This window comes from Pseudomonas sp. NFPP07 (genome assembly GCF_900115645.1).
Classification (GTDB): domain Bacteria; phylum Pseudomonadota; class Gammaproteobacteria; order Pseudomonadales; family Pseudomonadaceae; genus Aquipseudomonas; species Aquipseudomonas chlororaphis.
The window spans coordinates 203,644-230,131 of sequence record NZ_FOXG01000012.1 but is presented as its reverse complement, the minus strand read 5'-3'; the positions used below and the strand labels follow the sequence as shown (position 1 = coordinate 230,131).

The 26,488-nt window shown below is 62.9% G+C and carries 21 protein-coding genes and 1 pseudogene; 12 read left to right on the top strand and 10 right to left on the bottom strand.

What is annotated here, in order from left to right; all coding sequences use genetic code 11:
• Nucleotides 1–120: 120 nt before the first annotated feature.
• From nuoG to BM019_RS31230, 9 genes and pseudogenes are all read left to right on the top strand, one after another.
• Nucleotides 121–2,835, top strand: coding sequence for an NADH-quinone oxidoreductase subunit NuoG (gene nuoG, locus BM019_RS27880; protein ID WP_062825328.1), 2,715 nt, complete (start codon nucleotides 121–123; stop codon nucleotides 2,833–2,835).
• Nucleotides 2,832–3,839: an NADH-quinone oxidoreductase subunit NuoH gene (nuoH, locus tag BM019_RS27875; protein WP_007929607.1), complete on the top strand. Its 1,008-nt coding sequence runs from the start codon at nucleotides 2,832–2,834 to the stop codon at nucleotides 3,837–3,839. Before nuoG ends, nuoH begins: the two co-directional genes overlap by 4 nt.
• A gap of 11 nt (nucleotides 3,840–3,850) precedes the next feature.
• The gene (gene nuoI, locus BM019_RS27870; protein ID WP_003223795.1) at nucleotides 3,851–4,399 is read left to right on the top strand and encodes an NADH-quinone oxidoreductase subunit NuoI; all 549 of its coding nucleotides are present in this window, start codon (nucleotides 3,851–3,853) and stop codon (nucleotides 4,397–4,399) included.
• Between the two features lie 9 nt (nucleotides 4,400–4,408).
• Nucleotides 4,409–4,909, top strand: coding sequence for an NADH-quinone oxidoreductase subunit J (nuoJ, locus tag BM019_RS27865; protein ID WP_007929608.1), 501 nt, complete (start codon nucleotides 4,409–4,411; stop codon nucleotides 4,907–4,909).
• A 13-nt stretch (nucleotides 4,910–4,922) separates the two neighbouring features.
• A complete protein-coding gene (gene nuoK, locus BM019_RS27860; RefSeq protein WP_085985111.1) occupies nucleotides 4,923–5,231 on the top strand; it encodes an NADH-quinone oxidoreductase subunit NuoK in 309 nt (102 codons plus the stop codon).
• The gene (gene nuoL / locus BM019_RS27855; RefSeq protein WP_009044592.1) at nucleotides 5,228–7,081 is read left to right on the top strand and encodes an NADH-quinone oxidoreductase subunit L; all 1,854 of its coding nucleotides are present in this window, start codon (nucleotides 5,228–5,230) and stop codon (nucleotides 7,079–7,081) included. Before nuoK ends, nuoL begins: the two co-directional genes overlap by 4 nt.
• A 39-nt stretch (nucleotides 7,082–7,120) precedes the next feature.
• On the top strand, nucleotides 7,121–8,653 hold the full coding sequence (gene nuoM / locus BM019_RS27850; RefSeq protein ID WP_009044593.1) for an NADH-quinone oxidoreductase subunit M: 1,533 nt from the start codon (nucleotides 7,121–7,123) through the stop codon (nucleotides 8,651–8,653).
• Between the two features lie 7 nt (nucleotides 8,654–8,660).
• Nucleotides 8,661–10,124, top strand: coding sequence for an NADH-quinone oxidoreductase subunit NuoN (nuoN, locus tag BM019_RS27845; protein WP_009044594.1), 1,464 nt, complete (start codon nucleotides 8,661–8,663; stop codon nucleotides 10,122–10,124).
• A 188-nt stretch (nucleotides 10,125–10,312) separates the two neighbouring features.
• A pseudogene (locus BM019_RS31230) lies at nucleotides 10,313–10,396 on the top strand (transcriptional regulator); the annotation flags it as partial.
• 180 nt (nucleotides 10,397–10,576) lie between these two features.
• On the opposite strand, the gene BM019_RS27835 reads toward BM019_RS31230, so the two are convergent.
• Genes BM019_RS27835 through BM019_RS27810 form a run of 6 tightly spaced genes read right to left on the bottom strand, consistent with a single transcriptional unit; the run spans nucleotide 10,577 to nucleotide 16,537 of the window.
• Nucleotides 10,577–12,319 (bottom strand): ABC transporter substrate-binding protein, encoded by a 1,743-nt coding sequence (locus BM019_RS27835; protein ID WP_092421939.1) that lies wholly within the window; start codon nucleotides 12,317–12,319, stop codon nucleotides 10,577–10,579.
• Between the two features lie 50 nt (nucleotides 12,320–12,369).
• Nucleotides 12,370–12,642: a DUF2160 domain-containing protein gene (locus tag BM019_RS27830; RefSeq protein ID WP_009044596.1), complete on the bottom strand. Its 273-nt coding sequence runs from the start codon at nucleotides 12,640–12,642 to the stop codon at nucleotides 12,370–12,372.
• A 10-nt stretch (nucleotides 12,643–12,652) separates the two neighbouring features.
• The gene (locus tag BM019_RS27825; protein WP_092421936.1) at nucleotides 12,653–13,453 is read right to left on the bottom strand and encodes a carbohydrate ABC transporter permease; all 801 of its coding nucleotides are present in this window, start codon (nucleotides 13,451–13,453) and stop codon (nucleotides 12,653–12,655) included.
• Nucleotides 13,454–13,464: 11 nt separating this feature from the next.
• Nucleotides 13,465–14,331, bottom strand: a complete 867-nt coding sequence (locus tag BM019_RS27820) for a carbohydrate ABC transporter permease (RefSeq protein WP_009044597.1) — start codon at nucleotides 14,329–14,331, stop codon at nucleotides 13,465–13,467.
• Nucleotides 14,328–15,443, bottom strand: a complete 1,116-nt coding sequence (locus BM019_RS27815) for an ABC transporter ATP-binding protein (protein WP_085534121.1) — start codon at nucleotides 15,441–15,443, stop codon at nucleotides 14,328–14,330. The genes BM019_RS27820 and BM019_RS27815 overlap by 4 nt, the downstream gene beginning before the upstream one ends.
• Nucleotides 15,443–16,537: an ABC transporter ATP-binding protein gene (locus BM019_RS27810; RefSeq protein ID WP_062825323.1), complete on the bottom strand. Its 1,095-nt coding sequence runs from the start codon at nucleotides 16,535–16,537 to the stop codon at nucleotides 15,443–15,445. Before BM019_RS27810 ends, BM019_RS27815 begins: the two co-directional genes overlap by 1 nt.
• 436 nt (nucleotides 16,538–16,973) lie before the next feature.
• Here BM019_RS27810 and BM019_RS27805 point away from each other — a divergent pair, with 436 nt between their 5' ends.
• Nucleotides 16,974–18,824, top strand: a complete 1,851-nt coding sequence (locus tag BM019_RS27805; protein WP_092421933.1) for a sigma-54-dependent Fis family transcriptional regulator — start codon at nucleotides 16,974–16,976, stop codon at nucleotides 18,822–18,824.
• A 79-nt stretch (nucleotides 18,825–18,903) separates the two neighbouring features.
• Here the strand turns inward: BM019_RS27805 and cysS are convergent, their stop codons facing one another.
• Together cysS and BM019_RS27795 are read right to left on the bottom strand one after the other, a co-directional pair.
• On the bottom strand, nucleotides 18,904–20,286 hold the full coding sequence (gene cysS / locus BM019_RS27800; protein ID WP_092421930.1) for a cysteine--tRNA ligase: 1,383 nt from the start codon (nucleotides 20,284–20,286) through the stop codon (nucleotides 18,904–18,906).
• A gap of 18 nt (nucleotides 20,287–20,304) precedes the next feature.
• Nucleotides 20,305–22,002 (bottom strand): glutamine--tRNA ligase/YqeY domain fusion protein, encoded by a 1,698-nt coding sequence (locus BM019_RS27795; protein ID WP_092421927.1) that lies wholly within the window; start codon nucleotides 22,000–22,002, stop codon nucleotides 20,305–20,307.
• Between the two features lie 277 nt (nucleotides 22,003–22,279).
• On the opposite strand from BM019_RS27795, the gene BM019_RS27790 reads away from it, so the two are divergent.
• Both BM019_RS27790 and lpxH read left to right on the top strand, forming a co-directional pair.
• Nucleotides 22,280–22,783: a peptidylprolyl isomerase gene (locus tag BM019_RS27790; RefSeq protein ID WP_009044603.1), complete on the top strand. Its 504-nt coding sequence runs from the start codon at nucleotides 22,280–22,282 to the stop codon at nucleotides 22,781–22,783.
• Nucleotides 22,780–23,529 carry a UDP-2,3-diacylglucosamine diphosphatase gene (gene lpxH, locus BM019_RS27785; protein ID WP_007929635.1) on the top strand — a complete coding sequence of 250 codons (750 nt, stop codon included), beginning with the start codon at nucleotides 22,780–22,782 and terminating at the stop codon, nucleotides 23,527–23,529. The genes BM019_RS27790 and lpxH overlap by 4 nt, the downstream gene beginning before the upstream one ends.
• A gap of 156 nt (nucleotides 23,530–23,685) precedes the next feature.
• Here lpxH and BM019_RS27780 read toward each other — a convergent pair whose 3' ends face one another.
• Both BM019_RS27780 and BM019_RS27775 read right to left on the bottom strand, forming a co-directional pair.
• Complete coding sequence (locus BM019_RS27780) at nucleotides 23,686–25,215, bottom strand: DHA2 family efflux MFS transporter permease subunit (protein WP_009044604.1); 1,530 nt, start codon at nucleotides 25,213–25,215, stop codon at nucleotides 23,686–23,688.
• Nucleotides 25,216–25,280: 65 nt separating this feature from the next.
• The gene (locus BM019_RS27775) at nucleotides 25,281–26,483 is read right to left on the bottom strand and encodes an HlyD/EmrA/EmrK family protein (protein WP_092421923.1); all 1,203 of its coding nucleotides are present in this window, start codon (nucleotides 26,481–26,483) and stop codon (nucleotides 25,281–25,283) included.
• Nucleotides 26,484–26,488: the final 5 nt, after the last annotated feature.

Below are 26,488 nucleotides of genomic sequence, written 5' to 3'. Positions count from 1 at the left end.
TCGAACGAGGGTGGTCCGTGCCGCCCTCGTATCGCCTGAAGACGCCGTGACGCGCCAGGCGAGCACCAAGATTCCATTAGCCACGCCCGCTGACACCGGGCCAACGAAGAACTTTGAACCATGGCCACTATCCACGTAGACGGCAAAGCGCTCGAAGTCGATGGGGCGGACAACCTGTTACAGGCATGTCTGTCACTAGGCCTCGACATCCCTTATTTCTGCTGGCACCCCGCTCTCGGTAGCGTCGGTGCCTGTCGCCAGTGCGCGGTCAAGCAGTACACCGACGAGAACGACACCCGTGGTCGCATCGTCATGTCCTGCATGACGCCCGCCACCGACAACACCTGGATCTCCATCGACGATGAAGAATCCAAGGCCTTCCGCGCCAGTGTCGTCGAATGGCTGATGACCAACCACCCGCACGACTGCCCGGTCTGCGAGGAAGGCGGTCACTGCCACCTGCAAGACATGACCGTGATGACCGGCCACAACGAGCGCCGTTATCGCTTCACCAAGCGTACCCACCAGAACCAGGAACTCGGCCCGTTCATCGCTCACGAGATGAACCGCTGCATCGCCTGCTACCGTTGCGTGCGTTTCTACAAGGACTATGCCGGCGGCACCGACCTCGGTGTGTTCGGCGCCCACGACAACGTGTACTTCGGTCGCGTTGAAGACGGTACCCTGGAAAGCGAGTTCTCCGGCAACCTCACCGAGGTCTGCCCGACCGGTGTGTTCACCGACAAGACTCACTCCGAGCGCTACAACCGCAAATGGGACATGCAGTTCTCGCCGAGCATCTGCCATGGCTGCTCCAGCGGTTGCAACATTTCCCCGGGCGAGCGCTACGGCGAACTGCGGCGCATCGAGAACCGCTACAACGGTTCGGTGAACCAGTACTTCCTGTGCGACCGTGGCCGTTTCGGCTATGGCTACGTCAACCGCGAAGACCGTCCACGCCAGCCGCTGCTGAACGACGGCACCAAGCTGAACCTGGACCAGGCACTGGACAAGGCCGCCGACCTGCTGCGCGGGCGCAATATCGTCGGTATCGGCTCGCCTCGCGCCAGCCTGGAAAGCAACTACGCCCTGCGTGAACTGGTAGGCGCCGAGCACTTCTACAGCGGTATCGAAGCCGCCGAACTGGAGCGCATCCGCCTGGTCCTGCAAGTGCTGAGAAACAGCCCGCTGCCCGTGCCGACCATGCGCGACATCGAAGACCACGATGCGGTGTTCGTCCTCGGCGAGGACCTGACCCAGACCGCCGCCCGCATGGCCCTGGCCCTGCGCCAGTCGGTCAAGGGCAAGGCCGAAGAAATGGCCGACGCCATGCGCGTCCAGCCATGGCTCGACGCCGCGGTGAAAAACATCGGCCAGCACGCGCTGAACCCGCTGTTCATTGCAAGCATCGCTGAAACCAAGCTCGACGACGTCGCCGAAGAGTGTGTACACGCCGCTCCCGACGACCTGGCGCGCATCGGTTTCGCCGTGGCCCACGCCCTGGACGCCAGCGCCCCGGCCGTCGAAGGCCTGGACAGCGAAGCCTTTGAGCTGGCCAAGCGCATCGCCGACGCCCTCCTCGCCGCCAAGCGCCCACTGATCATCGCCGGCACCTCCCTGGGTTCCAAGGCGCTGATCGAAGCCGCGGCAAACATCGCCAAGGCCCTCAAGCTGCGCGAGAAGAACGGCTCCATCAGCCTGATCGTGCCTGAGGCCAACAGCCTCGGCCTGGCCATGCTCGGTGGCGAATCGGTGGACGCCGCCCTGCAAGCGGTGATCGACGGTAAGGCCGACGCCCTGGTCGTGCTGGAAAACGATCTGTACACCCGCACCGACGCCGCCAAGGTCGATGCCGCGCTGAACGCCGCGAAAGTGCTGATCGTCGCCGACCACCAGAAGACCGCCACCAGCGATCGCGCGCACCTGGTCCTGCCAGCGGCCAGCTTCGCCGAGGGCGATGGCACCCTGGTCAGCCAGGAAGGCCGTGCCCAGCGCTTCTTCCAAGTGTTCGATCCAACCTATATGGATGCCAGCATCCTGGTCCACGAAGGCTGGCGCTGGCTGCATGCCCTGCGCTCTACCCTGCTGAACAAGCCGGTGGACTGGACCCAGCTGGACCATGTGACCGCCGCCTGCGCCCAGAGCAACCCGCAACTGGCGCGCATCGTCGATGCCGCGCCATCGGCGTCGTTCCGCATCAAGGGCCTGAAGCTGGCTCGCGAACCGCTGCGTTACAGCGGCCGTACCGCCATGCGCGCCGACATCAGCGTGCACGAGCCACGTACCCCGCAAGACCAGGACACCGCGTTTTCCTTCTCCATGGAAGGTTACTCGGGCTCCGTGGAACCGCGCTCCCAGGTGCCGTTCGCCTGGTCGCCGGGCTGGAACTCGCCGCAAGCCTGGAACAAGTTCCAGGACGAAGTCGGTGGTCATCTGCGTGCCGGCGATCCGGGCACCCGCCTGATCGAAAGCCAGGGCGACAGCCTCGGCTGGTTCGCCAGCGTGCCGCGCGCCTTCTCCCCTGCCCAGGGCACCTGGCAGGCGGTGCCGTTCTACCACCTGTTCGGCAGCGAGGAGAACTCTTCGAAAGCCGCTCCGGTCCAGGAACGCATCCCGGCCGCCTACGTCTCCCTGGCCAAGTCCGAAGCCGACCGCCTGGGCGTCAACGATGGCGCGCTGCTCGCCGTGAGCGTGGCGGGCCAGACCCTGCGTCTGCCGCTGCGCATCAACGAAGAGCTGGGCGCTGGCCTGGTGGCCCTGCCAGCAGGCCTGGCAGGCATTCCACCGGCGTTCTTTGGCAAATCCGTTGACGGTCTGCAGGAGGCAGCGCAATGACCTGGTTCACCCCTGAAGTGATCGACGTGATCCTGGCGGTCGTCAAAGCCCTGGTCATCATGCTGGCCGTGGTGGTCGCAGGTGCCTTGCTCAGTTTTGTCGAACGTCGCCTGCTGGGCTGGTGGCAGGACCGTTACGGTCCGAACCGCGTTGGCCCGTTCGGCATGTTCCAGATCGCCGCCGACATGCTGAAGATGTTCTTCAAGGAAGACTGGACCCCGCCGTTTGCCGACAAAGTGATCTTCACCCTGGCACCGGTCGTGGCCATGAGCGCCTTGCTGATCGCTTTCGCGATCATCCCGATCACCCCGACCTGGGGCGTGGCGGACCTGAACATCGGCCTGCTGTTCTTCTTCGCCATGGCCGGCCTGTCGGTCTACGCGGTGCTGTTCGCCGGCTGGTCGAGCAACAACAAGTTCGCCCTGCTCGGCAGCCTGCGCGCTTCGGCTCAGACCGTGTCCTATGAAGTGTTCATGGGCCTGGCGCTGATGGGCATCGTGGCCCAGGTCGGCTCGTTCAACATGCGTGACATCGTCGACTACCAGGCGCAGAACCTGTGGTTCATCATTCCGCAGTTCTTCGGCTTCTGTACCTTTTTCATCGCTGGCGTGGCCGTGACTCACCGTCACCCGTTCGACCAGCCGGAAGCGGAACAGGAACTGGCCGACGGTTACCACATTGAATACGCCGGCATGAAATGGGGCATGTTCTTCGTTGGCGAGTACATCGGCATCATCCTGATCTCGGCACTGCTGGTCACCCTGTTCTTCGGTGGCTGGCACGGTCCGTTCGGCATCCTGCCGCAACTGTCCTTCGTCTGGTTCGCCCTGAAGACCGCGTTCTTCATCATGCTGTTCATCCTGCTGCGCGCTTCCATCCCGCGTCCGCGTTATGACCAGGTGATGGACTTCAGCTGGAAATTCTGCCTGCCGCTGACCCTGATCAATTTGCTGGTGACTGCTGCGCTTGTGTTGTTGAACACGCCAGCGGGCGCGGTTCAGTGAGGATTTGACCCATGTTCAAATATATTGGCGACATCGTTAAGGGTACTGGTACCCAACTGCGCAGCCTGGTGATGGTCTTCGGCCATGGCTTTCGCAAGCGCGACACCCTGCAATACCCGGAAGAGCCGGTCTACCTGCCGCCCCGCTACCGTGGCCGCATCGTGCTGACCCGCGACCCCGATGGCGAAGAGCGTTGCGTAGCCTGCAACCTGTGCGCCGTGGCATGCCCGGTGGGTTGCATCTCGCTGCAGAAAGCTGAAACCGAAGACGGTCGCTGGTACCCGGACTTCTTCCGCATCAACTTCTCGCGTTGCATCTTCTGCGGCCTCTGCGAGGAAGCCTGCCCGACCACCGCGATCCAGCTGACCCCGGATTTCGAGATGGCCGAGTTCAAACGTCAGGACCTGGTTTACGAGAAAGAAGATCTGCTGATCTCCGGCCCCGGAAAGAACCCTGATTACAACTTCTATCGTGTTGCAGGTATGGCCATTGCCGGTAAGCCAAAAGGCTCCGCGCAAAACGAAGCCGAGCCGATCAACGTGAAGAGCTTGCTGCCTTAAGGAAGAAAGATGGAATTCGCTTTCTATTTCGCGTCAGGTGTCGCCGTTGTCTCCACGCTCCGCGTGGTGACCAACACCAACCCTGTGCACGCCCTGCTCTACCTGATCATTTCGCTGATCGCCGTGGCGATGACCTTCTTCAGCCTCGGCGCGCCGTTCGCCGGTGTGCTGGAAGTGATCGCCTATGCTGGCGCCATCATGGTGCTGTTCGTGTTCGTGGTGATGATGCTGAACCTGGGGCCTGCCTCGGTTCAGCAGGAACGCATCTGGCTCAAGCCGGGGATCTGGCTGGGGCCGGTGGTGCTCGCCGCCCTGCTGCTGGTGGAACTGCTGTACGTGCTGTTCAGCCACCAGAGCGGTACCGGTGTCGGCCACACCACCGTGGACGCCAAGGCCGTGGGCATCAGCCTGTTCGGTCCTTATCTGCTGGTGGTCGAACTCGCCTCGATGCTGCTGCTCGCCGCAGCCGTCACGGCGTTCCACCTGGGCCGCAACGAGGCGAAGGAGTAAGAACATGCCTACGATCGGAACTATCCCTCTGGAGCATGGCCTGGCCGTTGCCGGCATCCTGTTCTGCCTTGGCCTGGTCGGCCTGATGGTGCGCCGCAACATTCTCTTCGTGCTGATGAGCCTGGAGGTAATGATGAACGCCTCCGCCCTGGCCTTCATCGTCGCAGGTGCCAGATGGGCGCAGCCGGATGGACAGATCATGTTCATCCTGGTGATCAGCCTGGCAGCCGCCGAGGCCAGTATTGGCCTGGCGATCCTGTTGCAGCTGTATCGCCGCTTCCACACTCTCGATATCGACGCTGCCAGCGAGATGCGCGGATGAACCTTCTCTATCTGACTTTCCTGTTCCCCCTGATCGGTTTCCTGCTGCTGTCGTTCTCCCGTGGACGCCTCTCGGAAAACCTCGCCGCCCTGATCGGTGTCGGCTCCGTTGGCCTGTCGGCGATTGTCGCGGCTTATGTGATCTGGCAATTCAACGTCGCCCCGCCGGAAGGCGGCCACTACACCCAGGTGCTGTGGCAGTGGATGACCGTAGGCGACTTCAAGCCGACCTTCGCCCTGTATCTGGATGGCCTGTCCGTGACCATGCTCGGCGTGGTGGTGGGCGTGGGCTTCCTGATCCACCTGTTCGCGTCCTGGTACATGCGCGGTGAAGACGGTTACTCGCGCTTCTTCGCCTACACCAACCTGTTCATCGCCAGCATGCTGTTCCTGGTGCTCGGCGATGACCTGTTGTTCCTGTACTTCGGCTGGGAAGGCGTGGGCCTGTGCTCGTACCTGCTGATCGGTTTCTACTACAGCAACCGCAACAACGGTAACGCTGCACTCAAGGCCTTTATCGTCACCCGCATCGGCGACGTGTTCATGGCCATCGGCCTGTTCATCCTGTTCCAGCAGCTGGGCACCCTGAATATCCAGCAACTGCTGGTCGCGGCACCTGCGAAGTTCCAGGCCGGCGACTTCTGGATCGTCCTGGCGACCCTGATGCTGCTGGGTGGCGCGGTCGGTAAATCCGCCCAGCTGCCGCTGCAGACCTGGCTGGCGGACGCGATGGCCGGTCCTACCCCGGTTTCGGCACTGATCCACGCCGCAACCATGGTGACCGCCGGTGTCTACCTCATCGCCCGTACCCACGGCCTGTTCGCCCTGGCGCCGGATATCCTGCACCTGGTGGGCGTCGTCGGTGGCGTGACCCTGGTCCTGGCCGGCTTCGCCGCGCTGGTCCAGACCGACATCAAGCGAATCCTCGCCTACTCGACCATGAGCCAGATCGGCTACATGTTCCTGGCCCTGGGCGTTGGCGCCTGGGATGGCGCGATCTTCCACCTGATGACCCACGCCTTCTTCAAGGCCCTGCTGTTCCTTGCCTCCGGTGCGGTGATCGTTGCCTGCCACCACGAGCAGAACATCTTCAAGATGGGCGGCCTGTGGAAGAAACTGCCGCTGGCCTACGCCAGCTTCATCGTCGGCGGCGCGGCCCTGGCGGCCCTGCCACTGGTCACCGCCGGTTTCTACTCCAAGGACGAGATCCTCTGGGAAGCCTTCGCCAGCGGTAACCACGGCCTGCTGTATGCCGGTCTGGTGGGGGCCTTCATGACCTCGCTGTACACCTTCCGCCTGATCTTCATCACCTTCCACGGTGAAGCCAAGACCGAAGCCCATGCCGGCCATGGCATCAGCCACTGGCTGCCGCTGTCGGTGCTGATCATTCTGTCGACCGCCGTCGGCGCCATGATCACTCCACCGCTGCACGGTGTGCTGCCGCAAAGCGTCGGCCATGCCGGTGGCGAAGCCAAACACAGCCTGGAACTGGCGTCGGGCGCCATCGCCATCGCCGGTATCCTGCTGGCCGCGCTGCTGTTCCTCGGCAAGCGTCGCTTCGTTACCGCCATCGCCAACAGCGGCATCGGCCGCCTCCTCTCGGCCTGGTGGTTCGCTGCCTGGGGCTTCGACTGGATCTACGACAAACTGTTCGTCAAGCCATATCTGGCGATCAGCCATGTACTGCGCAAAGACCCGCTCGACCAGACCATCGGTCTGATCCCGCGCCTGGCCAAAGGGGGCCACAACTCCCTGAGCCGTACGGAAACCGGTCAACTGCGTTGGTACGCCGCCTCGATGGCTGCTGGTGCCGTGCTGGTTATCGGCGCCGTCGTGCTGGTAGCGGTCTGATATGAACCTTGCGAACTTGCGAAAGGAATTGAGCCCGTCATGATTCTGCCTTGGCTAATCCTGATCCCCTTCATCGGCGGCCTGCTGTGCTGGATGGGTGAGCGCTTCGGCGCCACCCTCCCCCGCTGGATTGCGCTGCTGACCATGTCCCTGGAACTCGCTCTCGGCCTCTGGCTGTGGGCCCATGGCGACTATTCATTCGCTCCGGCACCTGGCGCCGATCCGACCTGGACCCTGGAGTTCAAGCACGTCTGGATCGAGCGCTTCGGCATCAACGTGCACCTGGCCCTCGATGGCCTGTCGCTGTTGATGATCCTGCTGACCGGTCTCCTGGGCGTGCTGTCCGTCCTCTGCTCCTGGAAAGAGATCCAGCGTCACGTGGGCTTCTTCCACCTGAACCTGATGTGGATCCTGGGCGGTGTCGTCGGCGTGTTCCTCGCCCTCGACCTGTTCATGTTCTTCTTCTTCTGGGAAATGATGCTGGTGCCGATGTACTTCCTCATCGCGCTCTGGGGTCACAGTTCTTCGGACGGCAAGAAAACCCGGATCTACGCCGCGACCAAGTTCTTCATCTTCACTCAGGCTTCCGGCCTGATCATGCTGGTGGCGATCCTCGGTCTGGTGCTGGTCAACTTCAACGACACCGGCGTGATCACCTTCAACTACGCCGACTTGTTGAAGACCAAGATGTCGACCACCACCGAGTACGTGCTGATGCTCGGCTTCTTCATCGCCTTCGCGGTGAAACTGCCGGTGGTGCCGTTCCACTCCTGGCTGCCCGATGCCCACGCCCAGGCACCGACCGCGGGTTCCGTGGACCTGGCCGGTATCTTGCTGAAGACCGCGGCCTACGGCCTGCTGCGTTTCGCCCTACCGCTGTTCCCGAATGCCTCGGCCGAGTTCGCGCCGATCGCCATGACCCTGGGTCTGATCGGGATCTTCTACGGTGCCTTCCTGGCCTTCGCCCAGACCGACATCAAGCGCCTGGTGGCATTCTCCAGCGTTTCGCACATGGGCTTCGTGCTGATCGGCATCTACTCCGGCAGCCAGCTGGCCCTGCAAGGCGCGGTGATCCAGATGCTCGCGCACGGTCTGTCGGCGGCGGCACTCTTTATCCTCTGCGGCCAGCTGTACGAACGCACCCACACCCGCGATATGCGGGAAATGGGCGGCCTGTGGTCGAAGATCGCCTACCTGCCAGCCATCAGCCTGTTCTTCGCCGCGGCCTCGCTGGGCTTGCCGGCGACCGGTAACTTCGTCGGCGAGTTCCTGATCCTGATCGGCACCTTCGCCAGCGCGCCATGGGTCACCGTGCTCGCGACGTCCGGCCTGGTGTTCGGTTCGGTCTATTCGCTGATCATGATTCACCGCGCCTACTTCGGCCCGGCCAAGTCGGACGCGGTCCTGCACGGCATGGACGCTCGCGAACTGATCATGGTGGTCGGACTGGCGGCACTGCTGATTTACATCGGCATCTACCCGCAACCGTTCCTCGATACCTCTGCCGCCACCATGAGTGGCGTGCAGCAATGGCTCGGCACCGCCTTCACTCAACTCGCTTCGGCCCGGTAAGAGCGCTATGGACTTTACGATTCAACACTTTATCGCGCTTGCGCCGCTGTTGATCACCAGCCTCACCATCATCGTGGTGATGCTGGCTATCGCCTGGCGTCGCAACCATTCGCAAACCTTCCTGCTGTCGGTCGCCGGTCTGAACCTGGCGTTGCTGTCGATCCTCCCGGCCCTGAAAGTCACCCCTCTGGCGGTGACTCCATTGCTGCAGATCGACCAGTTCGCCTGCCTGTACATGGCGCTGATCCTGGTGGCCACCCTGGCCTGCGTCACCCTCGCCCATGCCTACCTGGGCGACGGCGGCACCGGTTACCCGGGCAACCGCGAAGAACTGTACCTGCTGATCCTGATGGCCGCCGCCGGTGGCCTGGTGCTGGTCAGCGCGCAGCACCTCGCCGGCTTGTTCATCGGCCTGGAGCTGCTCTCGGTACCGGTCTACGGTCTGGTGGCTTATGCCTTCTTCAACAAGCGTTCGCTGGAAGCCGGCATCAAGTACATGGTGCTGTCGGCCGCGGGTTCCGCGTTCCTGCTGTTCGGCATGGCCCTGCTCTACGCCGAAGCCGGCAGCCTGAGCTTCAATGGCATCGGTCAGGCCCTGGCCGCCACCGGCCTGCCTAGCCCGTTGGCCCAACTGGGCCTGGGCATGATGCTGATCGGCCTGGCGTTCAAGCTGTCGCTGGTACCCTTCCACCTGTGGACCCCGGACGTCTACGAAGGGGCCCCGGCGCCTGTGGCGGCCTTCCTGGCCACCGCGAGCAAGGTGGCGGTATTCGCAGTGATGGTGCGTCTGTTCCAGATCTCGCCGGTGGCCAGCAGCGGTGTCCTGAACACCGTGCTGACCCTGATCGCGATTGCCTCGATCCTGTTCGGCAACCTGCTGGCGCTGACCCAGAGCAACCTCAAGCGCCTGCTGGGTTACTCGTCCATCGCCCACTTCGGTTACCTGCTGATCGCCCTGGTGGCGAGCAAGGGCCTGGCGATGGAAGCCATCGGCGTCTACCTGGTCACCTACGTGATCACCAGCCTCGGCGCCTTCGGCGTAATCACCCTGATGTCCTCGCCTTACAAGGGTCGCGACGCGGATGCCCTGTACGAGTACCGCGGCCTGTTCTGGCGCCGTCCGTATCTGACCGCCGTACTCACCGTGATGATGCTGTCCCTGGCCGGCATCCCGCTGACCGCGGGCTTCATCGGCAAGTTCTACATCATCGCCACCGGTGTCGAAGCGCACCAATGGTGGCTGGTCGGCTCCCTGGTCCTGGGCAGCGCCATCGGCGTGTTCTACTATCTGCGCGTCATGGTCACCCTGTACCTGATCGAGCCGAACCTGCGCCGCGTCGACGCCCAGCTGCACTGGGAACAGAAAGCCGGCGGCGTGATGCTGCTGGCGATCGCGGTCCTGGCGTTCTTCCTCGGCGTCTACCCACAACCGCTGCTGACCCTGGTCCAGCAATCCGGTCTGGCGGGCTGATCGCTCAAGCACGATCCGCGGTAAAACAAGACGGCGCCTTCGGGCGCCGTTTTGCATTTATGGGCACGGCCCTCCCCTGCCCTGCGAATTGCCCTTCAAGCAAATCCGTGATGCCTGACATACCCGAACTGTGCCTGGCTTTAAAGTGAACTCCACACGTCACACTCAAATACAGACAAGGAAAGACGATGAGACGAGACATCTTTTCCGAGTTGATCGAAGGCCTTGAAGCGCTGGCAGATGAACGCCACGGCAGGATCACACTACCCACCAGGACGCTGTCGCGAGCAATCGAGCTGCAACCCTCTACACCTACAGAACTGAAGACCGTCGGCACCTGCGCCACGAAACAGCCAGGGTAGGCTTGCTCGCGAAAGCGACAACGCAATCATCGCGCGCCTCGAAAAAAAACGGCACCCGAAGGTGCCGTTGCGCATTACCGATCCACAACCTTATTTGCGCGCTGCCTCCCACGACTTGAGCAGTTCGTTGTAGCTCACGGTTTCCCCCTTGGGTTTCTCGTTGGCCAGTTTCGGTTTCGGCGCGCCCGGCTGGTCGAACCAGTATTGCGCGTCGCGCTCGGGGTTCATTTTCGGCGCGCAGGTGGCCTGGGCTTTCGAGCGCTCGAGCCGGGTCATGATCGCGTCCTGGTCCTTGGCCAGGCCATCGAGCGCCTGTTGCGGGGTTTTCTCGCCACTGGCGGCTTCGGCGATATGGCTCCACCACAACTGTGCCAGGCGTGGATAGTCCGGCACATTGGTGCCGGTCGGCGTCCACTGCACCCGAGCCGGGCTGCGATAGAACTCCACCAGGCCACCGAGCTTCGGCGCCAGGTCGGTCATCGCCTGGGAGTTGATGTCCGACTCGCGGATCGGTGTCAGGCCGACGATGGTTTTCTTCAGCGACACGGTTTTCGAGGTCACGAACTGGGCATAGAGCCAGGCCGCGAGTTTCTGCTTCTCCGGGGTGGACTTCATGAAGGTCCAGGAACCCACGTCCTGATAGCCCAGCTTCATACCTTCTTCCCAGTACGGTCCACGCGGCGACGGTGCCATGCGCCATTTCGGCGTGCCGTCGGCGTTCATCACCGCCAGGCCGGGCTTGGTCATGTCGGCGGTGAAGGCGGTGTACCAGAAGACCTGCTGGGCGATATTGCCCTGGGACGGCACTGGTCCGGATTCGGAGAAGGTCATGCCCGCCGCCTCCGGTGGCGCGTACTTTTTCATCCACTCGACGTACTTGGTGGTGGCGAACACCGCCGCCGGGCCATTGGTGTCGCCGCCGCGGGTCACGCTGGAACCCACCGGATGGCAGTCCTCGACGCGGATCCCCCACTCGTCCACCGGTAAGCCGTTGGGCAAGCCCTTGTCGCCGCCGCCGGCCATGGAGAACCAGGCATCGGTGAAGCGCCAGCCCAGGGACGGGTCCTTTTTGCCGTAGTCCATATGCCCGTAGACCCGCTTGCCGTCGATCTCCTTGACGTCCTCGCTGAAGAACTTGGCGATGTCCTCATAGGCCGACCAGTTCACCGGCACACCCAGCTCGTAGCCGTACATCTCCTTGAACTTGGCTTTCAGGTCGGCCCGCTCGAACCAGTCGGCGCGGAACCAGTACAGGTTGGCGAACTGCTGGTCGGGCAACTGATAGATCTTGCCGTCCGGCGCGGTGGTGAAGGAGATGCCGATGAAGTCCTTGATATCCAGGGTCGGCGAGGTGTAGTCCTTGCCTTCGTTGGCCATCAGGTCGGTGATGGACTCGGTCTTGCCATAACGAAAGTGCGTGCCGATCAGGTCGGAGTCGTTGACCCAGCCGTCATAGATATTCTTGTCCGACTGCATCTGGGTCTGCAGCTTCTCCACCACGTCGCCTTCCTGCAGCAGGTCGTGGGTCAGCTTGATCCCGGTGATTTCGCTAAAAGCCTTGGCCAGCACCTTGGACTCGTATTCATGGGTGGCGATGGTTTCCGAGACCACGTTGATCTTCATCCCGCGAAACGGCTCGGACGCCTTGATGAACCACTTCAGCTCTTCCAGCTGTTGTTCCGCGGTCAGGGTGGATGGCTTGAACTCGCTGCCGATCCATTTTTTCGCGGCGTCCTCATAGGCGTCGGCCCAGGCCGTCGCGCTCAAGCCACTCAGTGCCAGCATGGCCGCCAATGAAACGCTATGTCGCAGCTTATTGTTTTTGTCGAACATAGAGACCTCCCGGTTGAATTTCGAAGCAGGACCACCGCGCACGCGCCCGGCTAGCCCCAACGCATCACAGCCAACAGCCACACCAGGGACAGCACGAACGCCACCCAGATGCTCCAGTCGGTGGCGCCGATTACCAGCAGATGCAGGTAGGCGCTGCCGAGAAGACCGATAAACAGACGATCGCCACGGGTGGTGGCAATCGGCAGGAAGCCGCGCCTAGGGATGCTCGGCGAACGCAGCTCCCAAGTGGTCATGCCCAGCAGGATCAAGGCAATGACACCGAAGAATGCCGCCGTCGGGGCGGTCCAGTTCATCCATTCCATCAACGGTTCCTCATACCCGGCCCAGGGCAAAGCCCTTGGCCACATGGTTGCGAACAAACCAGATCACCAGCATGCCCGGCAGAATGGTCAGCACCCCGGCGGCCGCCAGCACGCCCCAGTCGATACCGGAGGCGGACACGGTGCGGGTCATCACCGCGGCGATCGGCTTGGCGTTCACCGAGGTCAAAGTCCGCGCCAGCAACAGCTCGACCCAGGAAAACATGAAGCAGAAGAACGCCGTCACGCCGATCCCCGAACCGATCAGCGGGACGAAGATCTTCACGAAGAACTTGGGAAAGCTGTAGCCATCGATGTAGGCGGTCTCGTCGATTTCCTTCGGCACCCCGGACATGAAGCCTTCGAGAATCCACACCGCCAGCGGCACGTTGAACAGGCAGTGGGCCAGGGCCACGGCAATGTGCGTATCGAACAGGCCGATGGACGAATACAGCTGGAAGAACGGCAGCAGGAATACCGCCGGCGGTGCCATGCGGTTGGTCAGCAGCCAGAAGAACAGGTGCTTGTCGCCGAGGAAGCAGTAGCGCGAAAAGGCATAGGCCGCCGGCAGCGCCACGCTCAGGGAAATCACCGTGTTCAGGCTGACGTAATACAGCGAGTTGAGGTAGCCGGTGTACCAGCTGGGGTCGGTGAAGATCACCTTGTAGTTGTGCCAGGTGAAGTCCTGGGGCCACAGGGTCAGGCTGCCGAGGATCTCGTTGTTGCTCTTGAACGACATGTTCAGCAACCAGTAGATCGGCACCAGCAGGAACAGGATGTAGATCAGCAGCGGTATCAGCTTGCGCTTGGTCATGGCGGCCGTCCTCAGCGATTGGCGTCGGAGTGGGTCATGGCGGTGTAGAACAGCCAGGACACCAGCAGGATGATCAGGAAGTACACCAGGGAGAACGCCGCGGCCGGGCCCAGGTCGAACTGCCCGATGGCCATCTGGGTCAGGGTCTGGCTGAGGAAGGTCGTGGCGTTGCCCGGCCCGCCGCCGGTGAGCACGAACGGCTCGGTGTAGATCATGAAGCTGTCCATGAAGCGCAGCATCACCGCGATCAGCAGCACGCTTTTCATCTTCGGCAACTGGATATGGCGGAACACCGCCCAGTTCGACGCCCGGTCGATGCGCGCCGCCTGGTAATACACGTCCGGGATCGCCCGCAGCCCCGAAAAGCACAGCAGCGCCACCAGCGAGGTCCAGTGCCACACGTCCATCACCAGCACCGTGACCCAGGCATCCATGGTATTGGCCGCGTAGTTGTAATCGATGCCCAGGGCATTCAGCGACGAGCCCATCAGGCCGATGTCGGCGCGGCCGAAGATCTGCCAGATGGTGCCCACCACGTTCCACGGGATCAGCAGCGGAATGGCGAGGATGATCAGCACCACCGACGACCAGCGCCCCTTGCTCGGCATGGTCAGGGCGATGGCGATGCCCAAGGGAATTTCGATCAGCAGCACGCAGGCCGAATAGATGAACTGACGCAGCAGCGAGTCGTGCAGGCGCGGGTCGAGCAGCACCTGGCGGTACCAGTCGGCGCCGACGAAATAGCGGCTGGACTGGTCGAAAATGTCCTGCACCGAGTAGTTGACCACGGTCATCATCGGGATCACCGCACTGAAGGCCACCAGCAGGAACACCGGCAATACCAGCCACCAGGCTTTGTTGTTCTGCACTTTGTTCATGGCTGCACCTCGTTCGTGGCGTGGGCCTCCAGCAGGTATTCGTCGGCGTAGACCATCAGCCACTGCGCGGGGAAGCTGATGCAGGCCCTGCCCTGCGGCACCGGTTTGTCTTCGGCCAGCCGCACTTTCAAGACCGCGCCGTCGAGGTTCAGGGTCATGATCTTGTAGGTACCCAGGTCCTCGATGTGGACCACGTCGGCCTGCAGCGCCTCCTCGTAAGGCTCGTCCCAGACATGAATGAACTCCGGGCGAATGCCGACTTTCAGGCTCTGGTAATCGGTCTCGGCGATCCGCTGCTGCAACGCCTCGGGCAAGGCCAGATGGGTCCCGGCGAACCTGACACCGCCGGCCTCCGCCCGGACCTCGATCAGGTTCATCCCCGGGCTGCCGATGAAGTAGCCGACAAAGGTGTGGCTCGGCCGCTCGAACAACTCACGCGGGGTACCGAACTGGACGATCTGCCCGCCGTACATCACTGCGATCTTGTCGGCGAAGGTCGAGGCTTCGAGCTGGTCGTGGGTGACGTAGACCATGGTGATGTTGAACTGCTCGTGGATCTGCTTGAGCTTGCGCCGCAGCTTCCACTTCAGGTGCGGGTCGATCACCGTCAGCGGCTCGTCGAACAGGATCGCCGATACGTCGTCGCGCACCAGGCCGCGGCCCATGGAAACCTTCTGCTTTTCGTCGGCGCTGAGGTTGCGCGCCTTCTTGTTCAGCAGCGCCTGCAGGTCGAGGACCTCGGCGATCTCCTGCACCTTGCTGTGCACCTTGGCCTCGGCCAGGCCCTGGTTGCGCAGCGGAAAGGCCAGGTTGTCGAACACCGTCATGGTGTCGTAGACCACCGGGAACTGGAAAACCTGGGCGATGTTGCGCTTCTCGGGAGTCAGCTCGTTGACCACCCGGGTATCGAACAGCACCTGCCCCTGGGACGGGCTGAGCAGCCCGGAAATGATATTGAGCAAGGTCGACTTGCCGCAGCCGGACGGCCCGAGCAAGGCATAGGCGCCGCCCTGCTCCCAGACGTGGTTCATCTCCCGGATCGCATAGTCCTCGGGACCGGCCGGGGTACTGGTGTAACTGTGGGCGAGGTTGTGCAAACGGATCTCGGCCATCAGGCAACCCTCGCGACGCGCCGCCCCGGCGCCTGGACCAGACGGCCCTGGGCATCGAAGACGAACAGTTTGTGGGTGGGGATATAGATGCGGATCGGCGCGTCGACGTCATATTCGTGCACGCCGGGCAGGTGCAGCACCAACAGGAATTGTTCGTTGCGCACATGCAGGAAGGTTTCCGAGCCGCTGATTTCCGCCACCTCGACGGTCACCGCCAGCTCCAGGTCGTCGTCGTTGCTCGGTACCAGGGAGATATGGCTGGGCCGCACACCGAAGCGGAACTCGCCCTCGCCGACCGGGCGCAGATCGACGTTCAGCGGAAAGTGCACGAAATTGGCGAAGCTCACTTCATTGCCGGCGATGCGCCCCGGCATCAGGTTGATCGGCGGTTCGGAGAACAGCTCGGCGGCCAGCACGGTCTGGGGCTGGTGATAGACCTCGGCGGTCTTGCCGCTCTGCACCAGGCGCCCCTCGTGGAGGATGGTGGTGGTGCCGCCCAGGGCCAGCGCCTCGTTGGGCTCGGTGGTGGCATAGATGGCGATGGTGTGGCGGGCCTGGAACAGCTCGCGCATCTCCTGGCGCAGCTCTTCGCGCAGCTTGTAGTCGAGATTGACCAGCGGCTCGTCGAACAGGATCAGCTCGGCATCCTTGACCAGTGCCCGGGCCATCGCCGTGCGCTGCTGTTGACCACCGGACAGCTCCAGCGGATGGCGCTGCAGGAATTTCTCGATCCGCAGCATCTTCGCCGTCTCCAGCACCTTGCTCTCAATCAGCGGCGCGGCGACGCCGGCCTGGCGCAGCGGCGAGGCGATGTTCTCGAACACGGTCATGGTCGGGTAGTTGATGAACTGCTGATAGACCATCGACACGTTGCGCAGCCGCACCGGGCGCCCGGTGACGTCCACGCCGTTCATCAGGATGCGCCCGCTGGCGGGCTTGTCGAGCCCGGCGATCAGGCGCATCAGGCTGGTCTTGCCGGACAGCGTGCGCCCCAGCAGGACATTGAAGGAACCGGGTTCAAAGCGCAGCGAGATGTCATCGATCCAGGTCTGGCCCTCGACGACACGGCTGACGTGCTCCAGCGTTAATGACATGGCTCGGCCTTTTTTATTATTGGAGTCAAGCGACCGCAGCAGCAGAGCGACTTTCGTGCCAGAACCGTGGCACCGAACCAAGCCACTGATAAGCCTGATATTTATTAAAAGACAGGCTATTGGAAGGTTCACAGCTGAACAGAAATGAACAACCCGCACTGAACAACTGAACAGTCCGGCGGTTGACAATGAACAAGAGTGAACAACACTGGATGGACGCTTTTGCCCGTAAACGCCACCTGTCGCCGCTGCCGCAGGCTGCGATCGAGGCCGCAGGACTCGCAAAGTGAACGACGCGGTCAACAGACGAATCGCGATGCCTGGTTTGCGAGCGCTACGTCGGAATGCCGCCCAGCTCGATCGCAGCCTGCGCCAGCGGCTACACCCGGGCATAGGCCAATAACAACAATAAAAGCGTTTTCAGAGACCTACCGCCATGAGCGCACCTGCCTCACCGCTGTCTCACGAGACCATCATCAAGGACTCCTGGAGTCGCTGCCGGGCCTTTGGCCTCAGCCACCAGAGCACGCCCGCCTTCGATCAACTGCCCGCCGAGCGCATCGCCCAGTTGCTGGAGAGCCAGCATGCCCTGGTGCAGACCACCCACCAGGAAGTCCTGCCCTACTACGAGAACATCCTCAGCAACTCCAATTGCCTGATCATGCTCGCCGACAACCAGGGCCAGGTGCTGACGTCCTGGGGCACCCAGCGTTTTATCGAGCCGAGCCTGGCCCGTGGTTTCAGCGCCGGCGCCAGTTGGCTGGAACACTGCAGCGGGACCAACGCCATCGGCACCGCCCTGGCTTGCGAACAGGCGGTGCATATCGAGCACGATGAACACTTTCTCAAGGCCAACCGCTTCATGACCGGCTCGGCCGCGCCGATCTTCGATGCCGAGCGCCGGGTGATCGCGGTGCTGGACGTCTCCAGCGACAGCTACCTGCCGCCCTCCCACACCCTGGGCATGGTCAAGATGATGAGCCAGACCGTGGAGAACCGACTGATCCTCAACCTGTTCGAAGGCCGGCATTTCCAGCTGACCTTCAACACCGGCCTGAACAACCTCGACAGCCAGTGGGCCGGCCTGCTGATCTTCGATGACAGCGGCCAGGTGCTGTCGGCCAACCGCCGCGCCGACAACCTGCTGGGCATCAGCCTGTCGCGGGTCGGCATCGAAAGCCTGTTCAAGGTGTCCCTGCTGGAATTGCTCAACCAGCCCGAATGCCTGCCCTTCGCCCTGCAGGCCGCCGGCCGCAACCGCTTCCATTGCCTGCTCAAGCGTCCAAGGCAGGTGCCGATCCAGGCTCGGGTCTTCGTCGAGCCACCTTCCCATCCGGCTCCAGCCAGCGCCGATGCCATCAGCCTGAACACGCTGCACTTCGGCGACAGCCGGGTGGAGAAAGCCGTGCGCCAGGCCGAACGCCTGCTGGAAAAGGACATTCCGCTGCTGATCCACGGCGAAACCGGCGTCGGCAAGGAAGTTTTCGTCAAAGCCCTGCACCAGGCCGGCTCGCGGAGCAAACAGGCGTTCATTGCCGTCAATTGCGCGGCGATTCCCGCCGAACTGGTGGAGTCCGAGCTGTTCGGCTACGAGAAAGGCGCCTTCACCGGCGCCAGCCAGAAAGGCAGCATCGGCCTGATCCGCAAGGCCGACAAAGGCACGCTGTTCCTCGACGAAATCGGCGACATGCCCTTGCCGACCCAGGCCCGCCTGTTGCGTGTGCTGCAGGAGCGCTGCGTGCAACCGGTGGGCAGCAGCGAACTGTTCCCGGTGGACATCCGCATCATCTCGGCGACCAACCGCTCCCTGCGCGAACAGGTGCAACTCGGGCGTTTCCGCGAGGACCTGTATTACCGCATCGGCGGCCTGACCCTGGAGTTGCCGCCCCTGCGCGAACGCAGCGACAAACAGGCGCTGTTCAAGCGCATCTGGGAACAGCACCGCGAGTCCGGCCAATGGGCCGGGCTCAGCCGCGACGTCCAGGAACTGTTCGAGCGCCATCCCTGGCCGGGCAACCTGCGCCAGGTCAGCAGTGTGATGCAGGTGGCGCTGGCCATGGCCGAAGAACAGCCGATCCGCGCCGAGCACCTGCCCGACGACTTTTTTGTCGACCTGGACATGGAGCCAGCCACCAGCCACGAACCGCCCGGCGACATCGACCTGCAAGACAGCGCCGACCTGCACCGCCAGCTCAAGGCCGTGGGCGGCAACATCTCCCAGCTGGCGCGACGGCTGGGGGTGAGTCGCAATACCCTCTATAAAAGATTGCGCCAGCAGGAGGATTGATCGCCCGCCCCCTGCCCCCGAATGGCAGGCAAACAAAAACCCGCACAAGGCGGGTTTCTGTTTGTAGCCAGTACAGCGATCAGTCAGCCAGGCGCCAGGTCGTCCCGCCCTTGCCGTCTTCCAGCACCACGCCCATGGCGGTGATCTGGTCGCGGATGCGGTCGGACTCGGCCCAGTCCTTGTTGGCCCGGGCCGCCAGGCGCGCCTGGATCAACGCTTCGACCTGCGCTGCGTCGACCCGGCCTTCGGCACCGGCCTGCAGGAAGTCGTCGGCGTCCAGCTGCAGCACACCCAGCACGTCCGCCAGTTCTCTCAGGCGCGCCGCCAGACCGGCCGCCGCATCAAGGTCGCTCTCACGCAGACGGTTGATCTCGCGCACCATCTCGAACAGCACCGCACAGGCTTCCGGCGTGCCGAAGTCGTCGTTCATCACCTCGGTGAAACGCTCGACGAAGGCTTCGCCACCGGCGGCCGGTACAGTCGGCAGGCCTTTGAGGGCGTGGTAGAAACGCTCCAGGGCGCCCTTGGCGTCCTTGAGGTTGTCTTCCGAGTAGTTGATCGCGCTGCGGTAGTGGCTCGACACCAGCAGGTAACGCACGACTTCCGGATGGTACTTGTCGAGCACGTCGCGGATGGTGAAGAAGTTGTTCAAGGACTTGGACATCTTCTCGCCATTGATGCGGATCATGCCGCAATGCATCCAGGCATTGGCGTAGGTCTTGCCGGTGGCCGCCTCGCTCTGGGCGATCTCGTTTTCATGGTGCGGGAACTCGAGGTCGCTGCCGCCGCCATGAATGTCGAAGGTTTCGCCCAGGCAGCAGGTCGACATCACCGAGCATTCAATGTGCCAGCCCGGACGCCCGGCGCCCCATGGCGATTCCCAGCTCGGCTCGCCCGGCTTGGCGGCTTTCCACAGCACGAAGTCCAGCGGGTCCTGTTTCGACTCGTCGACTTCGATGCGCGCGCCGATGCGCAGGTCTTCGATCTTCTTGCGCGACAGCTTGCCGTAACCAAGGAATTTGCCGACCCGGTAGTACACGTCGCCGTTGCCCGGCGCGTAGGCGTAGCCCTTGTCGATCAGGGTCTGGATCATCGCGTGCATGCCGACGATATGGTCGGTGGCACGCGGTTCCATGTCCGGCTTCTTGATGTTCAGGCGCGCTTCGTCTTCGTGCATCGCCGCGATCATGCGCTCGGTCAGCGCCTCGAACGACTCGCCGTTCTCGTTGGCCCGATTGATGATCTTGTCGTCGATGTCGGTGATGTTGCGCACATAGGTCAGGTCGTAGCCGCTGAAACGCAGCCAGCGGGTCACCAGGTCGAAGGCGACCATGCTGCGGCCGTGGCCCAGGTGGCAGTAGTCGTACACGGTCATGCCGCACACGTACATGCGCACCTTGTTGCCATCGAGCGGCTTGAAGACTTCTTTGCTCTTGGTGAGCGTGTTGTAGATCGTTAGCACAAGGAGTTCCTTAACTGATCACTGACCCCAGGAGTCGCGCAGGGTCACGGTACGGTTGAATACCGGTGCGCCCGGTTTCGAGTCCTTGATATCCGCGCAGAAGTAACCTTCGCGCTCGAACTGGAAACGGTCTTCCGGCTGTGCGTTGCCCAGCGAGGGTTCGGCACGACAACCAGTGAGGACCTGCAGGGAATCAGGGTTGATGTTGTCCAGGAAACTTGCGCTGTCTTCGGCCTTCTCCGGGTTCGGCGAACGGAACAGACGGTCGTACAGGCGCACTTCGCACTCGACGCTGGCGGCGGCCGGCACCCAGTGGATCACACCCTTGACCTTGCGCCCTTCCGGGTTCTTGCCCAGGGTGTCCGGGTCGTACGAGCAACGCAGCTCGACGATGTTGCCGTCGGCATCCTTGATCGCCTCGTCGGCGCGGATCACGTAGCTGCCGCGCAGGCGCACTTCGCCGGCCGGCTCCAGGCGCTTGTAGCCCTTTGGTGGCTCTTCCATGAAGTCGTCGCGATCGATGTAGATTTCACGGGCGAACGGCAGCACCCGCACCCCCATGTCTTCTTTCGGGTGGCGCGGCAGTTCGAGGTTCTCGACCTGGCCTTCAGGGTAGTTGGTGATCACCACCTTCAGCGGACGCAGCACGCACATGGCGCGCGGGGCGCTGTGGTCGAGGTCGTCACGGATGCTGAATTCCAGCATGCCGAAGTCCACCACGCCGTCGGAACGGTTGGTGCCGACCATCTCGCAGAAGTTGCGGATGGATTTCGGCGTGTAGCCACGACGACGGAAGCCCGACAGGGTCGACATGCGCGGGTCGTCCCAACCGTTGACGTGCTTCTCGTCTACCAGTTGCTTGAGCTTGCGCTTGCTGGTGATGGTGTAGTTCAGGTTCAGGCGGCTGAACTCATACTGGCGCGGCTGTGCCGGCACCGGCAGGTTCTCCAGGAACCATTCGTACAGCGGGCGATGGCTTTCGAACTCCAGGGTGCAGATCGAGTGGGTGATGCCTTCGATGGCGTCCGACTGACCGTGGGTGAAGTCGTAGTTCGGGTAGATGCACCACTTGTCGCCGGTCTGGTGGTGATGCGCATGGCGGATGCGATACATGATCGGGTCGCGCAGGTTCATGTTCGGCGAGGCCATGTCGATCTTGGCCCGCAGCACGCGTGCGCCGTCCGGGAATTCGCCCGCCTTCATGCGGGCGAACAGGTCCAGGTTCTCTTCCACCGAACGCTCGCGGAACGGGCTGTTCTTGCCCGGCTCGGTCAGGCTGCCACGGTATTCCTTGGCCTGCTCGGGGGTCAGGTCGTCGACATAGGCCTTGCCCGCCTTGATCAGCTCCACCGCCCACTCGTGCAGCTGGTCGAAGTATTGCGAGGCGTAGCGCACTTCACCGGCCCACTCGAAGCCCAGCCACTTGACGTCGCTTTCGATGGCGTCGATGTATTCCTGGTCTTCCTTGGCCGGGTTGGTGTCGTCGAAACGCAGGTGGGTGACGCCGCCGAATTCCTGGGCCAGCCCGAAGTTCACGCAGATCGACTTGGCGTGACCGATGTGCAGGTAGCCGTTGGGTTCCGGCGGGAAGCGGGTCACGATCTGTGTGTGCTTACCCGAGTCCAGGTCCGCCTGGATGATCGGGCGCAGGAAGTTGACCGGAACGGCCGGTCCGGTCTTGGAATTCGAGGTAGGGTCGACAGTGGGCTTGCTCATAGGATCCTTGAACGTACAAGTGCGCGGCCGGTGCGGCCTGATAAATCAAAACGGATATCATAGCCGATGCGGTCAAGCCCCTGACAGAGCGGGCTTTAAATCTGCCGCGATTAATCCGTCGCAAATGAAAAAACAGCCTCGAATTTCACGCCCGGCACGCTAAACTGCGCACCTTGGCGGATTTTTGCCAGCGCGGTTCCGGCCCGCGGGCCCCATGCCTGCCTCCCGGAACCCGGGAATTCCTTGAAAACGCTCCTCCTTATAAAGAGTACCGATCATGACCCAAGTCAAACTGACCACCAACCACGGCGACATCGTGCTGGAACTGAACGCCGAGAAAGCCCCGGTCACCGTGGCCAACTTCATCGAATACGTTAAAGCCGGTCATTACGAAAACACCGTGTTCCACCGCGTCATCGGTAACTTCATGATCCAGGGCGGCGGTTTCGAGCCAGGCATGAAAGAAAAGAAAGACAAGCGTCCAAGCATCCAGAACGAAGCCGACAACGGTCTTTCCAACGACAAGTACACCGTCGCCATGGCCCGCACCATGGAGCCGCATTCGGCTTCCGCGCAGTTCTTCATCAACGTCGCTGACAACAGCTTCCTCAACCACAGCGGCAAGACCGTGCAGGGCTGGGGCTACGCGGTATTCGGCAAAGTGGTTGCCGGCACCGAAGTGGTCGACAAGATCAAAGGCGTGGCCACCACCATGAAGGCCGGCCACCAGGACGTACCGGCAGAAGACGTGATCATCGAGAAAGCCGAGATCGTTGAGTGATACTGCTGATTTCAGATTTGCATCTGGAAGAGGAACGCCCGGACATTACCCGGGCGTTTCTGGATTTACTGGGCGGGCGTGCCCGCTCGGCGCAAGCGCTGTACATCCTGGGAGATTTCTTCGAGGTCTGGATCGGCGACGACGCCATGACCCCCTACCAGCTTTCCATTTGCCAGGCACTGCGCGAGCTCAGCGACAGCGGCACGCAGGTTTTCCTGATGCATGGCAACCGCGACTTCATGCTTGGCAAGGCCTTCTGCAAGGCCGCGGGCGCGACCCTGCTCAAGGACCCGAGCGTGGTCGACTTCTACGGCGAGCCGGTGCTGCTGATGCACGGCGACAGCCTGTGCACCCGCGACGAAGCCTACATGCGCATGCGCCGCTACCTGCGTAACCCGGTTTCGTTGTGGATCCTCAGGCACCTGCCGCTGCGCACCCGACACAAGCTGGCGCGCAAACTGCGCAATGAAAGCCGCGCGCAAACCCGCATGAAGGCCAACGACATCGTCGACGTGACCCCGGACGAAGTGCCGCGGATCATGCAGGCATTCAAGGTGCGGACCCTGGTCCACGGCCACACCCACCGCCCGGCCATCCACAAGTTGCAGATCGGCGACCAGGCCGCCAAGCGCATCGTGCTGGGCGACTGGGACCGTCAGGGCTGGGCCTTGCAGGTGGATGAGCAGGGCTTCCAGCTGGCGGCTTTCGACTTCGTGCCGTCACAGCAGGCATTGCCCCGCCTGTAGCCGCTGCCGCAGGCTGCGATAAGGCCCGAAGGGCCTTGCGAGGCCTTCCAGCCGAACGCTGTGCGTTCAATCGCGAGCAAGCTCGCTCCTACAGGAAGACGTACCTTTTTGTAGGAACGAGCTTGCTCGCGATAATTCCTCTGCCCTACCGTACCCTCAATGCCCCGCCGACGCCGGCCCGGCCTTGGCGGTGAACGGTGGCTTGGCCAGCCACACCAGCAGGATCAGCGCCATGAAGCTCCAGCCCAGCAGCGTGAAATAGTCCACGGTGGACATCATGTACGCCTGCCCGGTCAGCACCTGGTCCAGCTGCGCGTAGGCCTGGTTGCTGGCACCGCCCAAGGCGTTCAGGGCATCGCGGGTGGCCGGCTCGAAGCTGCTGATGTGCTCACTCATGTAGGCATGGTGCTCGTTCGCCCGGCGAATCCAGATCCAGGTGGTCAACGACGCGGCGAAGCTGCCGCCCAGGGTTCGCAGGAAGGTGGCCAGGCCGGCGCCGTCGGCGATCTGCTGCGGCGGCAGGTCCGACATCAGGATGCTCAGGGTCGGCATGAAGAACAGCGCCACGCCGATGCCCATGAACAGCTGCACCAGGGCGATGTGCTGGAAGTCCACCTCGTTGGTGAAGCCGGCGCGCATGAAGCAGCTCAGGCCGATCGCCAGGAACGCCAGACCGGCCAGCAAGCGCAGGTCGAACTTGTGCGCGTACTTGCCGACGAAAGGCGACATCAGCACCGGCAGGATACCGATCGGCGCCACCGCCAGGCCGGCCCAGGTCGCGGTGTAGCCCATCTGGGTCTGCAACCACTGCGGCAGGATCAGGTTGATGCCGAAGAAGCCGGCATAACCGCCCACCAGCACGATGGTGCCGATGCGGAAGTTGCGGTGGGCGAACAACCGCAGGTTGACCACCGGATGGCGGTCGGTCATTTCCCAGATCACAAACACCGCCAGGGCGATCACCGAAATCAGCGTGCCGATAACGATGAAGTTGGATTCGAACCAGTCCAGGTCGTTGCCCTTGTCGAGCACGATCTGCAAGGCGCCGACGCCGACGATCAGGCTCAGCAGGCCGATGTAGTCCATCGGTTGGCGACTGGTCACCACCGGCCGCGCCTTCAGCTGCTGCTTGACCACCCAGGCGGCGAACAGGCCGATCGGCACGTTGATGAAGAAGATCCACGGCCAGCTGTAACTGTCGGTGATCCAGCCGCCGAGAATCGGCCCGGCAATCGGTGCCACCACCGTGACCATCGCCAGCAGCGCCAGGGCCATGCCCCTTTTCGCCGGCGGGTAGACCGCGATCAGCAGGGTCTGGGTCATCGGGTACAGCGGCCCGGCCACTACCCCTTGCAACACACGAAAGCCCACCAGCTCGGGCATGGAGGTGGAAATCCCGCAGAGGAAGGAGGCCAGCACGAACAGCAGGGTGGCCCAGATAAACAGCTTCACTTCGCCGAAGCGCCGGCTCAGCCAGCCAGTCAGCGGCAAAGCGATGGCGTTGCTCACGGCAAACGAGGTGATCACCCAGGTGCCCTGCTCCGAACTCACCCCGAGGTTGCCCGAGATGGTCGGCAAGGCCACGTTGGCGATGGTGGTGTCGAGCACCTGCATGAAGGTCGCCAGCGACAGGCCGATGGTGCTGAGCAACAGGCTGGGCGGCGTGAAAGAGGCGTTATTGCTCATCGCGAATCCTATGAAGCGAGGCAGGCGCCGCGGCCGCTAACGGCCGCAGCAGAGGAATCGGCGAATCAGCGCTGCGCGGTCTTGCCGATGGCGGCGCTGTTGTCGTGGATCAGGCGGGCGATCAGGGCATCGGCCTCGCCCAGCTGGCGGTCGTAGACGCTGGTGCTGAACGACGCCTTTTGTGGCGGCTGCTGGGCCAGCACGGGGCCGCTCTGGTCATGCAGGTCGACGTTGACCACCGTCGACAGGCCGACCCGCAGCGGGTGCCTGGCCAGCTCTTCGGCATTCACATGGATGCGCACCGGCACCCGCTGCACGATCTTGATCCAGTTGCCGGTGGCGTTCTGCGCCGGCAACAGGGCGAAGGCACTGCCGGTACCGGCGCCCAGGCTATCGATGGTGCCGCTGTACTTGACGTCGCTGCCGTAGATATCGGCTTCGATGTCCACCGGCTGGCCGATGCGCATGTCACGCAGCTGGGTTTCCTTGAAGTTGGCGTCGATCCACAGCTGGTCGAGCGGGATCACCGCCATCAACGCGGTGCCCGGCTGTACCCGCTGGCCCAGTTGCACAGTGCGCTTGGCGACATAACCGGTCACCGGCGCGATCAGGGTGCTGCGGGCGTTGGTCAGGTAGGCCTGGCGCAACTGCGCGGCGGCCGCCTGCACGTCCGGATGGTTCGATACCACGGTGTCGTCCACCAGCGCGTTGGTGGTGTTGAGCTGCTGCTGGGCATTGGCCAGGGCGTTCTGCGCCGAGGTCAGGTCGTCGCGGGCGTGGGACAGTTCTTCCTGGGAAATCGCCCCGCTGCTGGCGAGGGTCCGACGACGGCTGAAGTTGTCCTGGGCCTTCTGCACTTCGGCCTTCTGCGCCGCCACCTGGGCGCGCATGCCGTCGACATTGCTGTACAGCCCGCGCACCTGGCGCACGGTGCGGGCCAGGTTGGCCTCGGCGCTTTGCAGGCCAACCTCGGCATCGTTGGGGTCGAAGTTGATCAGCACCTGGCCTTCGTGGACCAGGTCGCCATCGTCGGCGCCGATGCTGACCACCGTACCGGTGACCAGCGGGGTGATTTCCACCACGTTGCCGTTCACATAGGCGTCGTCGGTGCCTTCGTTCCAGCGTCCGTAGAGTTCATACCAGGCAAAGACCCCCAGCCCGCCCAGGACGATCAGCGCCACCAGGCCCAGCAGCATGACCTTGCGCTTGCGCGGGTTGGCGGTGTCCGGGGTGTTTTCGGGAGCGTTGTTGGTTGCGGCAGTGGCCATGATGA